The following is a 17,659-nucleotide window of genomic DNA, read 5'->3' on the forward strand; positions in this document are numbered from 1 at the left end:
TATAGACTGCAGACTTGATTGAATGGAGTGCAGAGTGGAAATGGATATCGATGGCGGCGTAAATAATGGCGACATCTCGAAAGAGATCGGCGACATTAACCTGGCCTATATGCTGCTCGCTCAAAAGCTGGCCAAGCAGGATCGCGCCGCGGCAATGTACCGCCTCGGCGTCGGTCGTGAATTGGCCGATTTGCTGGCCAACATGTCCTTGACGCAGATTGTCAAATTGGCGACATCCAATTTCCTGCTCTGCAGCTTCAGGCTCGACGACCACCCGATGTTCGCGGTGTTCGGCGAAGGCAAGGACACCACGCTCCAGCAGGCCCACATGTCGATCCTGATGGCCGCCCGCCAGCTCCAGCCCCGCGACACGGACGCACTGGCATGAGCTCGAAAAGCGTCCTCGGCGAAGTCCGGCAGGTCCGGCTGGCGGTCGAATTGATCGAGCTCGGTGCCCGCCTTCAATTCCTGGAAGCGGAAGTCGAATTGAGCCGTGAACGGCTAATTCGCCTGTACAAGGAACTCAAGGGCGTCTCGCCGCCAAAAGGGCTGTTGCCGTTTTCGACCGACTGGTACATGACATGGCTGGCCAATATCCATTCGTCGATGTTCTACAACATGTACCGCTTCATGCTGCACGAAGCCAATGAGCCCAGGCTGCAGGCGCTGATCAAGGCCTACCGCCTTTATTCGGAGCAGATCGAGGCCCATGGCGGCGAAATCGTGCTGGATTTCACGCGTGCCTACACGATGGTCCGCTTTTTCGACAGCGACATGCTGCAACTCAGTGCCTGCAGCCGTTGCGGCGGGAATTTCGTCGCGCACGCGCATGACCACAAGCATGGCTATGTCTGCGTGCTGTGCCGCCCGCCGTCGCGCGCCGGCAAGGTTCGCGGTCCGAAACGGATCGACGAGCCGGTCAAGACGCCCCAAGTTGCGGCGGCTCCGATTCTGGCAGTGCATTCCGCGCTGGGCGCCAACGGAGTTCATTGAAAACGGCAGTTTTTCGCTTATTCGGCAATTTCTTGATTTGATGCCTGCGGGCAAAAGGGGACGCGCGTGCTCGTGCTGGTTGGATACCTGGTAGTCATAGGGGCCGTTTTCGGCGGCTACGCCCTCATGGGCGGGCATTTCGGCGTCCTGTTCCAGCCGGTCGAGTTGCTGATGATCGGCGGCTCCGCGCTCGGCGCCTTCATCGCCGGCAACAACGGCAAGACGATCAAGGCGACCATGAAGGAACTGCCGCTGCTGCTGCGTTCGTCCAAGCACAACCGGCAGCTCTACATGGACCTGCTGGCCCTGCTGTACGAGCTGCTCGCCAAGGCCCGCAAGGACGGCATGATGAAGCTCGAGAACGACGTCGAGAATCCGGCCGAGAGCGAGATCTTCGGGCGCTACCCGGCGCTCATGGCCGACCACGAGCTGATGGAGTTTCTCTGCGACTACCTGCGCCTGGTCATCAGCGGCAACACCGACCCGTTCGAGATCGAGGCCCTGATGGACCACGAGATCGAGACCATCCGCCATGAGGCCGCGGTGCCGCAGCACAGCCTGGCCGGCGTGGCCGATGCGCTGCCGGCGCTGGGCATCGTGGCCGCCGTGATGGGCGTGGTCCATGCGCTGGCCTCGGCCAACCTGCCGCCCGACGAGATGGGCGCGCTGATCGCGCACGCGCTGGTCGGCACCTTCCTGGGCGTGCTGCTGGCCTACGGCTTCGTCGCGCCGCTGGCTTCGCTGATCGGCCAGAAGGTCGAGGAAGCCATGAAGATCTACCAGTGCGCCAAGGTCACGCTGCTGGCCAGCCTGAACGGCTACGCACCCCAGCTGGCCGTCGAGTTCGGCCGAAAGGTGCTGTTCTCGACCGAACGTCCTTCCTTCACCGAACTGGATGACCATGTTCGGGAAGTCAAGGCACGCTGAGTTCCGGGACCGCAACCATGAGCGCTGAGAAGCACCGCGTCGTCATCAAGCGGGTCGTCGCCCATGGGGGCGGCCACCACGGCGGCGCCTGGAAGATCGCCTACGCCGACTTCATGACCGCCATGATGGCCTTCTTCCTGGTCATGTGGCTGTTGGCGATCTCGACCCCGAAGCAGCGCGCCGGCATCGCCGAGCACTTTCGCATGCCGCTCAAGGTGGCGCTCGCGGGCGGCGAGAAAAGCAGCCTCAGCAGCAGCATGATCCCGGGCGGCGGCGCCGACGTGATGGCGACCGAGGGCGAGGTCAAAAAGGCCGACCCGAGCGAGGAAGAGCTCGACGCCCAGCGGCTGGCCGACATGAAGCAGAAGCTCGACACGCTGATCGAGAACAGCCCGGTCTTCAAGCAGTTCCGCTCGCAGATCCTGATCGACATCACCACCGAAGGCCTTCGGCTGCAGCTGGTCGACAGCGACAACCGCCCGATGTTCGACCTTGCCAGCGCGCGCGTGGTGCCGCACATGCGGGCCATCCTGCGCGAGCTCGGGCCGAAGCTCAACGAACTGCCGAACAAGATGACCTTGTCGGGGCACACCGATGCCATCGTCTACACCAATGGCGACAAGGCCTACGGCAATTGGGAGCTGTCGGCCGACCGCGCCAATGCCTCGCGGCGCGAACTGGTGACCGGCGGCATGTCGGAGTCGAAGGTGCTGCGCGTGGTCGGCCTGTCCGACAGCATGCACCTGGACAACGCCGATCCGCGCAATCCGATCAATCGCCGCATCAGCATCATCCTGCTGAATCGCCAGACCCAGGAACGCATCGAGCGCGAGAACAGCGGCGACGGTGCCGCGGTGCGCGCCAGCGCGCTGAAGACCGGTACCCCGGGCGCCTCCGGCACCGCCGGCGCCAGCAGCGAGATGAAGCCGACATCCTTCAAGCCCACCAGCCCGACGCAGTAACCAACGACAGACCCAACGCCGGTGTTTGCAGCGCCGGCACCGGAACACACAGATGGACCTCAGCCAGTTTTCCCAAGCCTTCTTTGTCGAAGCGATCGAGCTTCTGGCGCAGATGGAGCAACTGCTCCTCGAGCTCGACGTCGACTCGCCGGACAGCGAGCAGCTCAACGCGATCTTTCGTGCGGCCCATTCGATCAAGGGCGGTGCGGCCACCTTCGGCTTCACCGCGCTGACCGAGACGACGCACGTGCTGGAGACCCTTTTGGACCGGGCACGCCATGGCCAGTTGCGCCTGAGCGGTCCGATGATCGATGCCTTTCTGGAAACGAAGGACGCCTTGCAAGAACAACTCACTGCCTACCAGGCGGGCAAAGAGCCTGAAGCCGAACGTGTCGCGCACATCTGCGGCGTGCTGCAGCAACTCGCGCGGGAGAACGGCGAGGGCGCCGCGGCGCCTGCACCCGCACCCGCTGCGGCGCCGGTCGCGGTGGCCGCCGCCGCGCCCGCGCCTGCCGCCGCGACCGCATCGACCGGCGCGCTGCGCATCCGCTTCGCCCGCCTGTCGGACAGCGAATGCGAACTGCTCGCCGGCGAACTCGCCAACCTCGGCACGCTGAGCTCCCGGACCCGCAGCAACGACCAGTTCACGGTGATGCTGGAAACCACCTGCGACCCGGACGACATCATCGCCGTCTGCTGCTTCGTGATCGACGAGTCGCAGATCGACATCTCGCGCGAACTGCCCGAGGCGCAAGCCGCGGCCGCGCCGGCAGCCGCACCGGCCGCAGCCCCCGCAGCCGAGCCGGCCGCCAAGGCCGCCGGGCCGGCCTCGGCGGCACCGGCCGCAGCGCCCGCGGCCGCCGCCAAGGAGTCGAGCTCGATCCGCGTCGATGTCGAGAAGGTCGACCAGCTCATCAACCTGGTGGGCGAACTGGTGATCACGCAGTCGATGCTGACCCAGGCCGCCACGATGCTCGACCCGGTCGTCTACGAGCGCTTCCTGAGCGGCCTCGGCCACCTTGAGCGCAACGCGCGCGACATGCAGGAGTCGGTGATGTCGATCCGCATGATGCCGATGGACTATGTGTTCAGCCGCTTCCCGCGGGTGATCCGCGACGTCAGCGCCAAGCTCGGCAAGCAGGTTCGGCTCGATACCTTCGGCAAGGAGACCGAGCTCGACAAGGGCCTGATCGAACGGATCATCGACCCGCTCACGCACCTGGTGCGCAACAGCCTCGACCACGGCATCGAGACGCCCGACATCCGGCTCGCCAAGGGCAAGGAAGCCACCGGCCAGCTGCTGCTGTCGGCGCAGCACCATGGCGGCAACATCGTGATCGAGGTCAGCGACGACGGCGCCGGCCTGAACCGCGAGAAGATCCTGGCCAAGGCGATGCAGCAGGGCCTGGCGGTGAGCGAGACGATGCCCGACGAGGAAGTCTGGCAGCTCATTTTTGCGCCGGGCTTCTCGACCGCGGAGCAGGTCACGGACATCTCGGGCCGCGGCGTTGGCATGGACGTGGTCAAGCGCAACATCCAGGAGATGGGCGGCCACGTCGAGATCCAGTCGCGCGGCGGCCACGGCACCACCACCCGCATCGTGCTGCCGCTGACCCTGGCGATCTTGAACGGCATGTCGGTCAAGGTCGGCAGCGAGGCCTACATCCTGCCGCTGAGCTACGTGATCGAGTCGCTGCAGCCGCTGGCCGAGCATCTGCATTCGATCACCGCCGACGGCCACGTGATCAAGGTGCGCGGCGAGTACCTGCCGCTGATCGAGCTGCACCGGGTCTTCGACGTGGCGGGCGCGCAGGTCGACCCGACCCAGGGCATCCTGGTGATCGTCCAGGCCGACGACGCGCGCTTCGCGCTGTTGGTCGACGAACTGCTGGGCCAGCACCAGGTGGTGGTGAAGAACCTCGAGACCAACTACCGCAAGGTGCCGGGCATCTCGGCCGCGACGATCCTGGGTGACGGCAGCGTGGCTTTCATCATCGACGTTGCCGCCATGCCGCGCATCCAGCGCGCACAGGCGGCCAGCGCCGCGGCGCTGGCGGGCGCCGCCAGGCCGGCGGCGGTTGCTGCTTGAGCCCTGCGTACGCCATGCCGCGGACATTGCATCGCGCTCAACGCTTGACCCGACCCTCAGACGGAGCCATCTGCCATGCGCTTTGACTTCTTTCGAACCTCGGGCGCGGCCGCCGCGAACCGCAAGGGCGACGCCGGAATGCCGGCGCAATCCCGCGAGGAGCCGGTGGACGAGCTCGGCGGGCCGCGCGAGGCAAGCGGCTACGTGCGCCATGCACTCCAGCTCGACCCGCAGCAGCGGGTCAAGGGCTATCGCATGGCCTGGCTCGCGACGCCGGGCGCCGCGCCGACGCCCGATGCGTCCAGCCAGTTCATCGCGCTGCTCGACAACATCACCCGGCACCTGAATCCGCCGCGCACCGGCTGGCGGCTCGGGCGGCTGGTGCTCTTCCTCGACGTCACGGTCGACGGGCTGTTCCTGGCCGAGCTGCAGTCGCTGCCGCCGGAGAACGTGGTGCTGTGCATGGGCCTGGGCGACCTGAGCGATGTCGACACGCGCTCGATGCTGCTCTTCCTGCGCGAGCAGGGCTTCGGCTTCATGCTGAAGGATGCCGACGGCCTGCCGGCCGATCCGGAGCTGCGCGAGATCATCACGCACCTCGACGTCGGCGACGGCGACCCCGAGCGCGTGGCGCGGGTGCGCGCCGAGGAGCAGCAAGGCCGGGCGCCGGTGCAGCTGATCGCCACGCGCATCGACACCTGGGCCCAGGCCGGGGCCTGCGCCGACCTGCGGGTCGACATCTTCGTCGACGGCGCGCTCGCGCACCCGCCGGTGAAGGAGGGCGGCGATGCACTGCAGCCCGAGTCGGTGATGATCGTGCGGCTGATGCACATGATCCAGCGCAACGAGAACGTGCGCAGCATCGAATCGGCGCTCAAGCGCGACGCGGCCCTGACCTACCGGCTGCTGCGTCACATCAATTCGCCCGCCATCGGCGCGGGTGTCGAGATCCATTCCCTGCGCCACGCGGTGGCGATGCTGGGCTACGCGCCGCTGTTCCGCTGGCTGTCCGTGCTGCTGGCCACCAGCAACCGGGCCGCGGCGCCGTTCATGACCAAGAAGGCGATCACGCGCGGCCGCTTCGTCGAGCTGATGGGCCAGGGGATGCTGCCGCCCGGCGAGGCCGACAACCTCTTCGTGGTCGGCATGTTCTCCTTGATCGACCAGCTGCTCGGCGTGCCGATGACGGAGGTTCTCGCCAAGGTGCAGCTCGCGGGGTCGGTGCAGCAGGCGATCCTGGCGCGCGAAGGCGTCTATGCGCCCTTCCTCGCGCTGGCGGAAGCTTGCGAAACCGACGCCGCCCAGGCCGCCCGGCTGTCGGAGGCCCTGTTCGTGGGATCGGGCCAGGTCAACGCAGCGCACCTGGCGGCGATGGTCTGGTCCCAGGAAGCCGACGCCCACGACGCAAGCTGATGCAGCGCGAGCAGCAAGGTATTTGTCCCGTTGATCGAACCATTGGAAAAGAAGCTCGCTATGTACATTGAGACCCAGGCACCGACGTCCACCGTGAGCACCGAATTTCTCTTCACCGACAGCGATTTCTCGAAGGTCCGCGCGATGATCCATCGGCGGGCCGGGATCGCGCTGGGCGAGCAGAAGCGGCAGATGGTCTACAGCCGCCTGTCGCGCCGGCTGCGCGAGCTGCGGCTGCCGGAGTTCTCCTCCTACCTCGAGTTGCTGGAGTCGCGCCAGGACGGCGACGAGTGGCAGTCGTTCATCAATTCGCTGACCACCAACCTGACGTCGTTCTTCCGCGAGGCGCACCACTTCCCGGTGCTGGCCGAGCACGTGCGCAAGGCCAGGGAGCCGGTCACGATCTGGTGCTCGGCGGCCTCGACCGGCGAGGAGCCCTATTCGATCGCGATCACGCTGATCGAGGCGCTGGGCGACAAGGCCAACGCGGCCCGGGTGATCTCGACCGACATCGACACCGCGGTGCTGGCAAAGGCCCAGGCGGGCGTCTTCACCGCCGATCAGGTCAAGGCGCTGTCGCCCGAGCGGCTGCGCCGCTTCTTCAACAAGGGCACCGGGTCGAATGCCGGCAAGGTGCGCATCCGCCCCGAGGTCGCGCAGCTGGTGAAGTTCTCGCGCCTCAACCTGCTCGACCCGTCCTGGTCGGTCAAGGAGCCGCTGGATGCGATCTTCTGCCGCAACGTGATGATCTATTTCGACAAGCCGACGCAGAAGAAGGTGCTCGACCGCTTCGCGCCGCTGCTGAAGACCAACGGCCTTCTGTTCGCGGGCCATTCGGAGAACGCCTCGCTGGTCAACCAGACCTTCAGGCCGCTCGGGCAGACGGTGTACGAGCTGGCGCGCGCAAAGGGCAAGGCAGGGGTGCCATGAATGCAGTCGTGCCCGGGTCGCTGGCCAACCATCACTATTTCGACCGCGACGTCGGCAGCATGGCAGTCAAGCTGCTGCCTTCCGAGTACTTCGTGACCACCACCGACACGGTGCTGACCACGGTGCTGGGGTCGTGCGTGTCGGCCTGCATCCTCGACACCGACAACGGCGTCGCCGGCATGAACCACTTCATGCTGCCGGAGGAGGGCGACTCGGTCGCCCGCGACGCCACCGAGTCGATGCGCTACGGCGCCTACGCGATGGACGTGCTGATCCGCGAGTTGATCCGCTCCGGCGCCCGGCGCGAGCGGCTGCAGGCCAAGGTGTTCGGCGGCGCCGCGGTGCTGGCCAACATGACGACCCTCAACATCGGCGACCGCAATGCCGATTTCGTGCTGCGCTACCTCAAGTCCGAACGCATCAGCGTCGCGGCCCAGGACCTGCGCGGCCAGCATGCGCGCCGCGTCTGCTTCATGCCGGCGAGCGGCAAGGCGGTGGTGCGCAAGCTGCGGGGGCAGAACGACGTGCAGGCGATCCAGCGCGAGGAGGGCGAGCTGCTGCGCATGGCCCTGCCGCGACCGGCGCTCGACCTGCGCAAAACCAACGGCCCGGTCGGCGAGAGCCCGCCGTGGGCCAGAAGCAAAGGAAGCTGGTGAGCGCGAACAAGATCAAGGTGCTGTGCGTCGACGACTCGGCGTTGATACGCAGCGTGATGACCGAAATCATCAACAGCCAGCCGGACATGACGGTGGTGGGAACGGCCGCCGATCCGCTGGTGGGGCGCGACCTCATCAAGGTCACCAACCCAGACGTGCTGACGCTGGACGTCGAGATGCCGCGCATGGACGGCCTCGAGTTCCTCGAGAAGCTGATGCGGCTGCGGCCGATGCCGGTGGTGATGGTGTCGTCGCTGACCGAGCGCGGGTCGGAGATCGCGCTGCGCGCGCTCGAACTGGGCGCGATCGACTTCGTGACCAAGCCGCGGCTGGGCGTGCGCGACGGCCTGCTCAACTACACCGAGCTGATCGCCGCCAAGATCCGCACCGCCGCCAGTGCACGGCTGCTGCCGTCGCGGCATGCCGCGTCGGCCCGGCCGGCGGGCGAGCACGCGCCCGAGGCACTGCTGCGCAGCCCGTTGCTGAGCACCGAGAAGCTGATCATCATCGGCGCCTCCACCGGCGGCACCGAGGCGATCCGCGAGGTGCTGCAGCCGCTGCCGCCGGACAGTCCCGCAATCCTGATCGCGCAGCACATGCCCTCGGGCTTCACCAAGTCCTTCGCCCAGCGGCTCGACGGCCTGTGCCGCATCACGGTCAAGGAAGCCGAGCACGGCGAGCGGGTGCTGCCGGGCTATGCCTACATCGCGCCGGGTGGCTTCCACCTGTCGCTCGGCCGCAGCGGCGCCAACTATGTGGCGCACCTCGACCAGGAGCCGCCGGTGAACCGGCACCGCCCTTCGATCGACGTGCTGTTCGACTCGGCCGCCAGGCATGCCGGCAAGAACGCGATCGGAATGATCCTCACCGGCATGGGCAAGGACGGCGCCGAGGGGCTGCTGCGCATGAAGCGCGCCGGCGCCCACACCTTCGCCCAGGACGAGGCGAGCTGCGTCGTCTTCGGCATGCCGAAGGAAGCCATCGCGATCGGCGCGGCCGACGAGGTGGCGCCGCTGGGCGAGATGGCGCGCCGCGTGCTGGCGCACCTGCGCACCTTCGGTGCGCGCACGAATCGGGTTTGACAACGAACTGTTTGAGTGGAGAGAAACGTGATTGACAAGAGCATCAAGATCCTGGTCGTGGATGACTTCCCGACCATGCGCCGCATCGTGCGCAACCTGTTGAAGGAGCTCGAGTTCCTCAACGTCGATGAAGCGGAGGACGGCGCCGCCGGCCTCGAGAAACTGCGCGGCGGCAGTTTCGGCTTCGTGGTGTCGGACTGGAACATGCCCAACATGGACGGCCTGACCATGCTGCAGAACATTCGCGCCGATCCCGAGTTGGGCAAGCTGCCGGTGCTGATGGTCACGGCCGAAGCCAAGAAGGAAAACATCGTCGCGGCGGCCCAGGCCGGCGCGAACGGCTATGTGGTCAAGCCTTTCACGGCCGCCACGCTCGAAGAGAAGATCACCAAGATCTTCGAAAAACTGGCGAAGGGGTGAGGCCATGAGCAAGAACGCGTTCGACGCCGAACAAGGGAACACCGCTGAAGAGTTGCTGGGCCGCATCGGGCAGTTGACGCGTCAGTTGCGCGAAGGACTGCGCGAGCTGGGCCTCGACAAGGAAGTCGCCAAGGCGGCGCAGGCCATTCCCGATGCGCGCGACCGGCTGGCCTACGTCGCCGCGACCACCGAGCGGGCGGCCCATCGCGCGCTCAATGCCATCGATGTCGCGCAGCCGCTGCAGGAAGGGCTGGCGAGCGACGCCAAGGGCCTGAGCAAGCGCTGGGACGAGTGGTTCGCCGACCCGATCGAGCTCGACCATGCGCGCGAGCTCGTGATGGACACGCGCGGCTTCCTGCAGGACGTGCCGCAGAAGACCAATGCCATCAACTCGCAGCTGATGGAAATCCTGATGGCGCAGGACTTTCAGGACCTGACGGGCCAGGTCATCAAGAAGATGATGGAAGTGGTCAACGACGTCGAGACCCAGCTGCTGCAGGTGCTGATCGACAACTCGCCGGCCGAGAAGCGGCAGGAGATCGTCAGCAACAGCCTGCAGAACGGCCCGCAGATCGTGCCCGGCAATCCCGATGCGGTGGCCGACCAGTCGCAGGTCGACGATCTGCTGGAGAGCCTTGGCTTCTGAGGCCTCGATCGAGCGAGAAGGAGGGCGATTGCGCTCTTGATCGGGCGATTGTTCCGGCCCTCCGAATCGAATAATCAGTCATGTGCAGGCGTTTCTCGCCTGCTGCTCCAGGAGCATGAATGGCTGAGGAAAGCGATCTCGAAAAAACGGAACCCGCCTCCGAGCGGCGCCTCGAAAAGGCGCGCGAGGAAGGCAATGTGGCCCGCTCCCGCGAGCTGACCACGCTGGTGATGCTGTCGACGGCCATCGGCGGGCTCTGGTTCACCGCCGAGTCGCTCGGCGCCAGCCTCAGCGCCGCCTTGCGCCGCGGCCTGCAGTTCGAGCGCGGCATCGCCTACGAGCCCCAGCAGATGCTGGCCCGCACCGCCTGGATGGTGATGCAGACCTTGCTGGCGATGGCCCCCCTGTTCGCCATGATGGTGGTGGCCGCGGTGGTGGCGCCGATGATGCTCGGCGGCTGGCTGCTGTCGGGCAAGGCGGTCTCGCCGAACTTCGGCAAGCTCGACCCGCTGGCCGGCATCGCGCGCATGTTCTCGACCCAGTCGCTGGCCGAGCTGATCAAGGCACTCGCCAAGTCGCTGCTGATCGGCGGCGTCGCCTACCTGGTCATCATGGATGACCTCGAGCACGTCATGGCGCTGCTCGGCCAGCCCGAGTCGACCGCCTTGCCGCACACCATCATGCTGGTCGGGCGCAGCTGCGCCCTGATCGCGGCGGCGCTGGTGCTGGTGGCGCTGGTCGACGTGCCCTGGCAGCTCTGGACCTACTACAAGAAACTGCGCATGTCGCGCGAGGACGTGCGCCAGGAGCACAAGGAAAGCGAAGGCGACCCGCACATCAAGGCCCAGATCCGCCGCCAGCAGCAGGCGATCGCCAAGCGCCGGATGATGGCCGAGGTGCCGAAGGCGGACATCGTGGTCACCAACCCGACCCATTTCGCGGTCGCGCTGAAGTACATCGACGGCGACATGCGCGCCCCGCGCGTGGTGGCCAAGGGCACCGACCTGGTGGCGCAGCGCATCCGCGAGATCGCGGCCGACAACAAGGTCGCGATCCTCGAGGCGCCGCCGCTCACGCGGGCGCTCTACAAGCACACCCGCCTGGGCGACGAGATTCCCTCGGGCCTCTACACCGCCGTGGCCGAGGTGCTGGCCTGGGTCTATCAGCTCAAGCGCTGGAAATCCGAAGGCGGCGAGGCGCCGCGCATGCCGACCGACGTCGCGGTTCCTGACGAACTTCAATACACCGTGCCCGTATGAACGCGATGACCAACCTGATGCGTCTGCCGACGCAGTTCTTCTCCGGCAACCAGTTCAAGGGACTGGCCGGGCCGATTCTCATCATCATGATCCTGAGCATGATGGTGCTGCCGCTGCCGGCCTTCCTGCTCGACCTGCTGTTCACCTTCAACATCGCGCTGTCGGTGATGGTGCTGCTGGTCAGCATGTACACCATGAAGGCGCTCGACTTCGCCGCCTTCCCCGCCGTGCTGCTGTTCTCGACCCTGCTGCGGCTGTCGCTCAACGTGGCCTCCACCCGCGTGGTGCTGATGCACGGCCACACCGGCCCCGATGCCGCCGGCAAGGTGATCGAGGCCTTCGGCCACTTCCTGGTCGGCGGCAACTTCGCGGTCGGCGTGATGGTCTTCATCATCCTGGTGCTGATCAACTTCATGGTGATCACCAAGGGTGCGGGCCGGATCGCCGAGGTCGGCGCGCGCTTCATGCTCGACGCCATGCCCGGCAAGCAGATGGCGATCGACGCCGACCTCAACGCCGGGCTGATCGGCGAGGACATCGCCCGCAAGCGCCGCACCGAAGTCGCGCAGGAGGCCGACTTCTACGGCTCGATGGACGGTGCCAGCAAGTTCGTGCGCGGCGACGCGGTGGCCGGCCTGCTGATCATGGTCATCAACATCATCGGCGGCCTGGTGGTCGGGGTGGCACAGCACGGGCTCGACTTCTCGACCGCCGGCAAGACCTACACGCTGCTGGCGATCGGCGACGGCCTGGTGGCGCAGATCCCGGCGCTGGTGATCTCGACCGCGGCCGGCGTGATCGTCTCGCGCGTGACCACCGACGAGGACGTCGGCAGCCAGCTCACGGGCCAGCTGTTCTCCAACCCGCAGGTGCTGTTCCTGACCGCCGGCATCATCGGCCTGATGGGCCTGATCCCGGGCATGCCGAACCTGGCTTTCCTGCTCATCGCCGGCGGCCTCGCCTGGCTCGGCCACAACCTGCTCAAGCGCAAGCCGAAGCAGGCGGCCGAAAAAGCCGCCGCCGCGGCCCAGGCCGCGCTGCCGGCAGCCCCCGAGGCGGCCGAAGCCAGCTGGGACGACATCGCGCTGGTCGATCCGCTCGGCATGGAGGTCGGCTACCGGCTGATCCCGCTGGTCGACCAGTCGCAGCAGGGCGAGCTGCTCGGCCGCATCAAGAGCATCCGCAAGAAGATCGCGCAGGAGATCGGCTTCCTGGTGCCGGTGGTTCACATCCGCGACAACCTCGAGATCAAGCCGAACACCTATGTCATCAGCCTGAAGGGGGTGGAGATCGGGCGCGGCGAGGCCTTCCCGAACCAGTGGATGGCGATCAACCCGGGACAGGTCACGGGCAGCCTGCCCGGCACGCCGACCCAGGACCCGGCCTTCGGCCTGCCGGCGGTGTGGATCGACGGCAACCTGCGCCAGCAGGCGCAGATCCACGGCTACACGGTGGTCGATGCCTGCACCGTGATGGCGACCCACCTCAACCACCTGATCCAGACCCATGCCGCCGAGCTGCTGGGCCGCCAGGAAGTGCAGCAGCTGCTCGACCAGATCGCCAAGACGGCGCCGAAGCTGACCGAGGACCTGGTGCCGAAGCTGATCTCGCTGAGCACGCTGCACAAGGTGCTGCAGAACCTGCTCGGGGAAGAGGTGCCGATCCGCGACATGCGCACCATCCTCGACGTGCTGGCCGAGCATGCGCCGACCGTCAAGGACGCGACCGAACTCACGACGCTGGTCCGCCTGGCCCTGGGCCGCGCGATCACGCAGCAGCTGTTCCCGGGCGATGCCGAGCTGCAGGTGATCGGGCTCGACGGCTCGCTCGACAGCGTGCTGCAGCAGGCCATGACCAGCAGCAGCGGCATCGAGCCCGGCCTGGCCGACAACCTGCTGCGCCAGGCGCAGGCCGCCATCGTGCGCCAGGAGCAGATGGGCCTGGCGCCGGTGCTGGTCGTCCAACACGCATTGCGCGTGCTGCTGTCGCGCTTCCTGCGCCGCAGCCTGCCGCAACTCAAGGTGCTCTCCCATGCAGAGATCCCTGACTCTCGCAACATCAAGATCACCGCCACCATCGGAGGAAGAGTTTGAACATGTCTACAGACGTGCGGACCACGGCCCGCAAATTCGTCGCGGCGACCAGCCGCGAAGCCCTGCGCCTGGTCCGCGAGGCACTCGGTGCCGAAGCCATCGTGCTGAACCATCGCGCGACACCCGAGGGCGTCGAGATCGTCGCCATGGTCGAAGGCGAGATGACGCAGGCGGTGGCGAGTGCCGCGCCGGTCGTGCCTGTCAGGGCGCCGCTGCCGGCAGCGCCGGTCGCCCCGGTGATGCCGGTCGCCCCGGCAATGCCGGCGCTGCCGGCGATGGCGATGCCCGTGGCCGCCCCGGCCGTCGCGCCGGCGCCCGCCGCCCCCGTGGCCCGCGCGCCCGCCGCTGCGCCCGCACCGGCCGACATGGTCATGAACGAGCTCCATTCGATGCGCGGCATGCTCGAGGAGCAGCTCGCCAGCGTGGTCTGGAACGACCGCCAGCGCCAGGACCCGGTGCGCGGCCGCCTGCTGCGCACCTTGCTCGGTGCCGGCTTCAGCGCCAAGCTGTCGAAGGCCATGCTCGAGAAGCTCCCGACCGGCCAGAGCTACGCCGAAGGCATGGCCTTCGCGCGTGCCGAACTGATTCGCGCGGTGCCGGTGCACGAGGACGAGGACGCCCTGCTCGCGCAAGGCGGCGTGTATGCGCTCATGGGCCCGACCGGGGTCGGCAAGACCACCACCACCGCCAAGCTGGCGGCGCGCTGCGTGATGCGCTTCGGTGCCGACAAGCTGGCCCTGGTGACCACCGACAGCTACCGCATCGGCGCCTACGAGCAGCTGCGCATCTACGGCCAGATCCTCGACGTGCCGGTGTTCGCGGTCAAGGATGCGGCCGACCTGCACCTGGTGCTGCAGGACCTGCGCGACAAGCACATGGTGCTGATCGACACGGTCGGCATGAGCCAGCGCGACCGCTCGGTGTCGGACCAGATCGCGATGCTGTGCAACAGCCACCGCCCGGTCAAGCGGCTGCTGCTGCTCAACGCCACCAGCCACGGCGACACCCTCAACGAGGTGGTGCATGCCTATCGCAACGGCGGTGGCGGCAACGAGCTGGCGGGCTGCATCTTCACCAAGGTCGACGAGGCCACCCATCCCGGCGCGCTGATCGACACCGTCATCCGCCACCGGCTGCCGGTGCACTACATCTCCAGCGGGCAGAAGGTGCCCGAGAACCTCATGCTGGCGGACCGCGCGCAGCTGGTCGACAGCGTGTTCCAGCCGCGCCGCCACAACCCCCTGTTCGTGCCGGCCGAGGCCGACATGCAGGACGACGCCGCGGGCGCGGCGCCGTCGGCCCAGGTCGTGCAGGCGCAGGCCGAGGCCGAGCGGCTGCGGCTGCAATACCAGAACCTGATCCGCGCCATGGCGCACGATGCCCAGGAACTGGCGACCGCGGCCGGCGCGCTGGCCGGTGCCCAGATCGGCTTCGAGGGCGCACGCCGGCTGTGGCGCAACGCGGGTGACGAGGCGGTTGGCCAGAAGGCCGTGCTGGAGGACCTGATGGTGCAGGCGCGCAGCGAGGTCGCGGCCGGCTGCGAGACGCACGTGCTGGCGCTCTCGGGCCAGGTCGGCCTGCGATCCGACGAGGGCGGCGACGCCTACGAATGCCAGGGCAGCTTGCTGCTGTCGGATCGCAGCGGCCTGCCGCTGGCGGCGCCCAACCAGTGGCTGTCGACGGCGGCGGTGGCCGGGGGCGCGGAGACGCGGCGCAAGCCGGGGCTGCGCCAGGTCCAGTGGTTGCGCCAACAGTCGCTCGGCCGCACGCTGGTGCACGTGCTGCCGCGCCTGCCGATGCCCGAGTCGATGGTCGAGTGGCAGGCCCAGGGCCAGCGCTGGCTGGCGCGCGCGCCCGGCGCGACGGCGGTGATCGACCCCGTGACCGAAGCGCCGGGCAAGCTGGCCCGGCTCGGCCTCGAATTCGGCCCGGCGCGCCCCGTGAGCTTCCGCGGCAAGCCCGCGCTGCAGTGCGAGGCACAGGCCGAGGTGCTGTTGCGCCTCGGCGCCTCGGCGACGATCGACCGGCGCGCGCTGCCGCTGCTGCGCTGCGTCGTCACCCGCGTCCTCGATGCACGCGGCCAGAAGATCCTGGCCCAGAGCTACCTGCTGTCGAACCTCGGCAGCGAGGTGAGCGCGCAGCAGCTCGCGCAATGGCAGGGCTGGGCGGCCGAGGCCGATCCCTGCTTCCGCCTGCTGCGCCAGGGCGTGCAGCTGATCGGCGGCATGGGCGAACTGGGCGATCCGGACATGATGAAGCGGCTGCTGATCGCCGGCCAGGTGGGCACCACCGTGTGGCGGCTGCTGCAGGCCAGGGGCGAGTGGGCCGACCGCACGCGGGTGCTGCTGAACCAGCTCTCGGGCCGCCCGGCGCGCTCGAGCCGGCCGCTGACCGGCAACGCGCTGTATGTCGGCGTGGGCAAGCTCTTCATGCTGCTCGAGGCCCTGGGCACCGAGTCCACCGCGCCGACGCAGCCGGCCCGGGTGCTGGCGCCGCAAGGTTGAGGAGCCGCACATGACCAAGCTGGTTGCAGATCAGGCCGACGGATTGCGGCGCCTGCTGGCCCATACGCCCACGCGCGTCGTCGCGGTCGCGGCCATGGGCCCGGGCGGCGGCGCCACGGAGGCCGCCATGAACCTCGGCGCGGCCCTTGTCCAGCAGGGCAGGGACGTGCTGGTGCTCGACGAACACGGCGGGACGGCAGCGGCGATTTGCGCCGCCTGGGCGATCGATCCGCTCGGCGACCTGGCCGACGTGGCCGACCGGCGGCTGACCTGCGAGGGCGCGATCGCCCGGGCCGGCTGCGGTGTCGGCGTGCTGCCGGCGCCGCTCGGCGACCGGCATGCCGAGATCGATCCGCGCCTGCTGTGCCGCGGCGGCGTGGTGCTGATCGCCGCCCGGATCGACGGCGAAGGCCGGCTGTCGGCGCTGGCCCAGGCAGCCGACGAACTGCTGCTGGTGCTGCAGCCGAACGCCGCGTCGATCACTTCGGCGTACGCGGGCATCAAGCGCCTGCACTATGCGCATGGACTGAAGCAGCTGCGCTTCCTGGTCGACGGCGTGGCCGGGCCCGAGGAGGCGCAGCAGATCACCACCAACCTCGCGAGCACCGGCAGCCGCTACCTCGCGGTGTCGCTGGAAGCGGCCGGGTGGGTGCGCGCCGATCCGCATCTGGCGGACGCCCGCCGGCTGCGCCAGAGCGTGGTCGAGGCCTTCCCGGCCAGCGCGGCGGCGGTCGACTTCCGCCGCGTCGCGGTCGACATGGGCGGCTGGCCCTGGCGCACGCGTGCGCCCGCGGCCCGTCCCGCCCGCGCCGTGGCGCCGCCATCGCACGGGCCGCGGGTCGAGCTGCCGCGGGGCCGTGCGATGGCCGCGGCGCGCTCCGCCATCGCCTGAACCGGCGAACCGAACAACCGACATGCAACGAAGGAGCGCACGTGTACACCGCACAGGGCACCATTGAGAAGTCTCACCTGCTGGCGCAGCACCAGCCGCTGGTCCGGCGCATCGCGCTGCAGATGATCGCCAAGCTGCCCGCGAGCGTCGAGCTCGACGACCTGATCCAGGCCGGCATGCTGGGCCTGCTGGACGCATCGAGCCGCTACCAGGACAACAAGGGCGCGCAGTTCGAGACCTTCGTGAGCCAGCGCATCCGTGGCGCCATGCTCGACGAGCTGCGCGCGAGCGACTGGGGCTCTCGCGGGCTGCGCCAGTCGGCGCGGGCGGTCGAGAAGGCGGTCCATGCGCTCGAGCACCGGCTCGGCCGGGCGCCCACCGAAGGGGAGATCGCGAAGGAGATGAAGATCGACCTCGAGGCCTACCAGTCGCTGCTGCAGGAGATCCAGGGCTGCCAGCTGGTCTATGTCGAGGACTTCGCCAAGGGCGAGGCCGAGAACCCCTTCCTCGACCTGCATGCGCAACAGGCGCGCAAGGGCCAGGGCGCGAGCGACGACCCGCTCGAGCAGCTGATGGAGAGCGGCTTCCGCCACCAGCTGATCGATGCCATCTCGGCGCTGCCCGAGCGCGACCAGCTGCTGCTCAACCTGTACTACGAGGAGGAGCTGAACCTGCGCGAGATCGGCGCCATCCTCGAAGTGAGCCAGAGCCGGGTCTGCCAGCTGCACAGCCAGGCGATCAGCCGGCTGCGGGCCCGGCTGAAGGACATCCTCTAGGCGCGAAATCGTCGCCT

Annotated in this window: 16 protein-coding genes; all 16 read left to right on the plus strand. The window is 68.0% G+C overall.

What is annotated here, in order from left to right; all coding sequences use genetic code 11:
* The first annotated feature begins 40 nt into the window (after window positions 1-40).
* Window positions 41-388: a flagellar transcriptional regulator FlhD gene (gene flhD / locus QTI17_RS31730; protein WP_286504516.1), complete on the plus strand. Its 348-nt coding sequence runs from the start codon at window positions 41-43 to the stop codon at window positions 386-388.
* The gene (flhC, locus tag QTI17_RS31735) at window positions 385-993 is read left to right on the plus strand and encodes a flagellar transcriptional regulator FlhC (protein WP_286537868.1); all 609 of its coding nucleotides are present in this window, start codon (window positions 385-387) and stop codon (window positions 991-993) included. Before flhD ends, flhC begins: the two co-directional genes overlap by 4 nt.
* A 66-nt stretch (window positions 994-1,059) precedes the next feature.
* Window positions 1,060-1,920 carry a flagellar motor stator protein MotA gene (gene motA, locus QTI17_RS31740; RefSeq protein ID WP_286503669.1) on the plus strand — a complete coding sequence of 287 codons (861 nt, stop codon included), beginning with the start codon at window positions 1,060-1,062 and terminating at the stop codon, window positions 1,918-1,920.
* A gap of 17 nt (window positions 1,921-1,937) precedes the next feature.
* Window positions 1,938-2,882 (plus strand): flagellar motor protein MotB, encoded by a 945-nt coding sequence (motB, locus tag QTI17_RS31745; protein WP_286537871.1) that lies wholly within the window; start codon window positions 1,938-1,940, stop codon window positions 2,880-2,882.
* A 52-nt stretch (window positions 2,883-2,934) separates the two neighbouring features.
* Window positions 2,935-4,971 carry a chemotaxis protein CheA gene (cheA, locus tag QTI17_RS31750; RefSeq protein ID WP_286537873.1) on the plus strand — a complete coding sequence of 679 codons (2,037 nt, stop codon included), beginning with the start codon at window positions 2,935-2,937 and terminating at the stop codon, window positions 4,969-4,971.
* Between the two features lie 75 nt (window positions 4,972-5,046).
* On the plus strand, window positions 5,047-6,384 hold the full coding sequence (locus QTI17_RS31755) for an EAL and HDOD domain-containing protein (protein WP_286537876.1): 1,338 nt from the start codon (window positions 5,047-5,049) through the stop codon (window positions 6,382-6,384).
* Between the two features lie 60 nt (window positions 6,385-6,444).
* On the plus strand, window positions 6,445-7,314 hold the full coding sequence (locus QTI17_RS31760; RefSeq protein ID WP_286537877.1) for a CheR family methyltransferase: 870 nt from the start codon (window positions 6,445-6,447) through the stop codon (window positions 7,312-7,314).
* Entirely contained in the window at window positions 7,311-7,970 is a 660-nt protein-coding gene (gene cheD / locus QTI17_RS31765; protein WP_286537878.1) for a chemoreceptor glutamine deamidase CheD, read from the plus strand. The genes QTI17_RS31760 and cheD overlap by 4 nt, the downstream gene beginning before the upstream one ends.
* Complete coding sequence (locus QTI17_RS31770) at window positions 7,967-9,052, plus strand: protein-glutamate methylesterase/protein-glutamine glutaminase (protein ID WP_478141146.1); 1,086 nt, start codon at window positions 7,967-7,969, stop codon at window positions 9,050-9,052. The genes cheD and QTI17_RS31770 overlap by 4 nt, the downstream gene beginning before the upstream one ends.
* A gap of 30 nt (window positions 9,053-9,082) precedes the next feature.
* Entirely contained in the window at window positions 9,083-9,472 is a 390-nt protein-coding gene (gene cheY, locus QTI17_RS31775) for a chemotaxis response regulator CheY (protein WP_286371658.1), read from the plus strand.
* 4 nt (window positions 9,473-9,476) lie between these two features.
* Window positions 9,477-10,118, plus strand: coding sequence for a protein phosphatase CheZ (gene cheZ / locus QTI17_RS31780; protein ID WP_286537879.1), 642 nt, complete (start codon window positions 9,477-9,479; stop codon window positions 10,116-10,118).
* A 119-nt stretch (window positions 10,119-10,237) separates the two neighbouring features.
* Window positions 10,238-11,377, plus strand: a complete 1,140-nt coding sequence (flhB, locus tag QTI17_RS31785; RefSeq protein ID WP_286537880.1) for a flagellar biosynthesis protein FlhB — start codon at window positions 10,238-10,240, stop codon at window positions 11,375-11,377.
* Window positions 11,374-13,470 carry a flagellar biosynthesis protein FlhA gene (gene flhA / locus QTI17_RS31790; protein WP_286537882.1) on the plus strand — a complete coding sequence of 699 codons (2,097 nt, stop codon included), beginning with the start codon at window positions 11,374-11,376 and terminating at the stop codon, window positions 13,468-13,470. The genes flhB and flhA overlap by 4 nt, the downstream gene beginning before the upstream one ends.
* Before the next feature lie 2 nt (window positions 13,471-13,472).
* Complete coding sequence (flhF, locus tag QTI17_RS31795; RefSeq protein ID WP_286537884.1) at window positions 13,473-15,974, plus strand: flagellar biosynthesis GTPase FlhF; 2,502 nt, start codon at window positions 13,473-13,475, stop codon at window positions 15,972-15,974.
* Window positions 15,975-15,984: 10 nt separating this feature from the next.
* Window positions 15,985-16,866 (plus strand): P-loop NTPase family protein, encoded by an 882-nt coding sequence (locus tag QTI17_RS31800; RefSeq protein WP_286537885.1) that lies wholly within the window; start codon window positions 15,985-15,987, stop codon window positions 16,864-16,866.
* A gap of 41 nt (window positions 16,867-16,907) precedes the next feature.
* Window positions 16,908-17,642, plus strand: a complete 735-nt coding sequence (locus QTI17_RS31805; RefSeq protein ID WP_286537886.1) for an RNA polymerase sigma factor FliA — start codon at window positions 16,908-16,910, stop codon at window positions 17,640-17,642.
* Window positions 17,643-17,659: the final 17 nt, after the last annotated feature.

This window comes from Variovorax sp. J31P179 (genome assembly GCF_030316985.1).
Taxonomy (GTDB): Bacteria; Pseudomonadota; Gammaproteobacteria; order Burkholderiales; family Burkholderiaceae_C; genus Variovorax; species Variovorax ginsengisoli_B.

What these genes read in the sequence shown, in the direction of transcription:
- cheZ (WP_286537879.1), top strand. Translation starts at nt 9,477, where the DNA reads ATGAGCAAGAACGCGTTCGACGCCGAACAAGGGAACACCGCTGAAGAG.
- flhF (WP_286537884.1), top strand. Translation starts at nt 13,473, where the DNA reads ATGTCTACAGACGTGCGGACCACGGCCCGCAAATTCGTCGCGGCGACC.
- QTI17_RS31760 (WP_286537877.1), top strand. Translation starts at nt 6,445, where the DNA reads ATGTACATTGAGACCCAGGCACCGACGTCCACCGTGAGCACCGAATTT.
- motB (WP_286537871.1), top strand. Translation starts at nt 1,938, where the DNA reads ATGAGCGCTGAGAAGCACCGCGTCGTCATCAAGCGGGTCGTCGCCCAT.
- cheD (WP_286537878.1), top strand. Translation starts at nt 7,311, where the DNA reads ATGAATGCAGTCGTGCCCGGGTCGCTGGCCAACCATCACTATTTCGAC.
- QTI17_RS31800 (WP_286537885.1), top strand. Translation starts at nt 15,985, where the DNA reads ATGACCAAGCTGGTTGCAGATCAGGCCGACGGATTGCGGCGCCTGCTG.
- flhC (WP_286537868.1), top strand. Translation starts at nt 385, where the DNA reads ATGAGCTCGAAAAGCGTCCTCGGCGAAGTCCGGCAGGTCCGGCTGGCG.
- flhD (WP_286504516.1), top strand. Translation starts at nt 41, where the DNA reads ATGGATATCGATGGCGGCGTAAATAATGGCGACATCTCGAAAGAGATC.
- cheA (WP_286537873.1), top strand. Translation starts at nt 2,935, where the DNA reads ATGGACCTCAGCCAGTTTTCCCAAGCCTTCTTTGTCGAAGCGATCGAG.
- flhA (WP_286537882.1), top strand. Translation starts at nt 11,374, where the DNA reads ATGAACGCGATGACCAACCTGATGCGTCTGCCGACGCAGTTCTTCTCC.
- QTI17_RS31755 (WP_286537876.1), top strand. Translation starts at nt 5,047, where the DNA reads ATGCGCTTTGACTTCTTTCGAACCTCGGGCGCGGCCGCCGCGAACCGC.
- flhB (WP_286537880.1), top strand. Translation starts at nt 10,238, where the DNA reads ATGGCTGAGGAAAGCGATCTCGAAAAAACGGAACCCGCCTCCGAGCGG.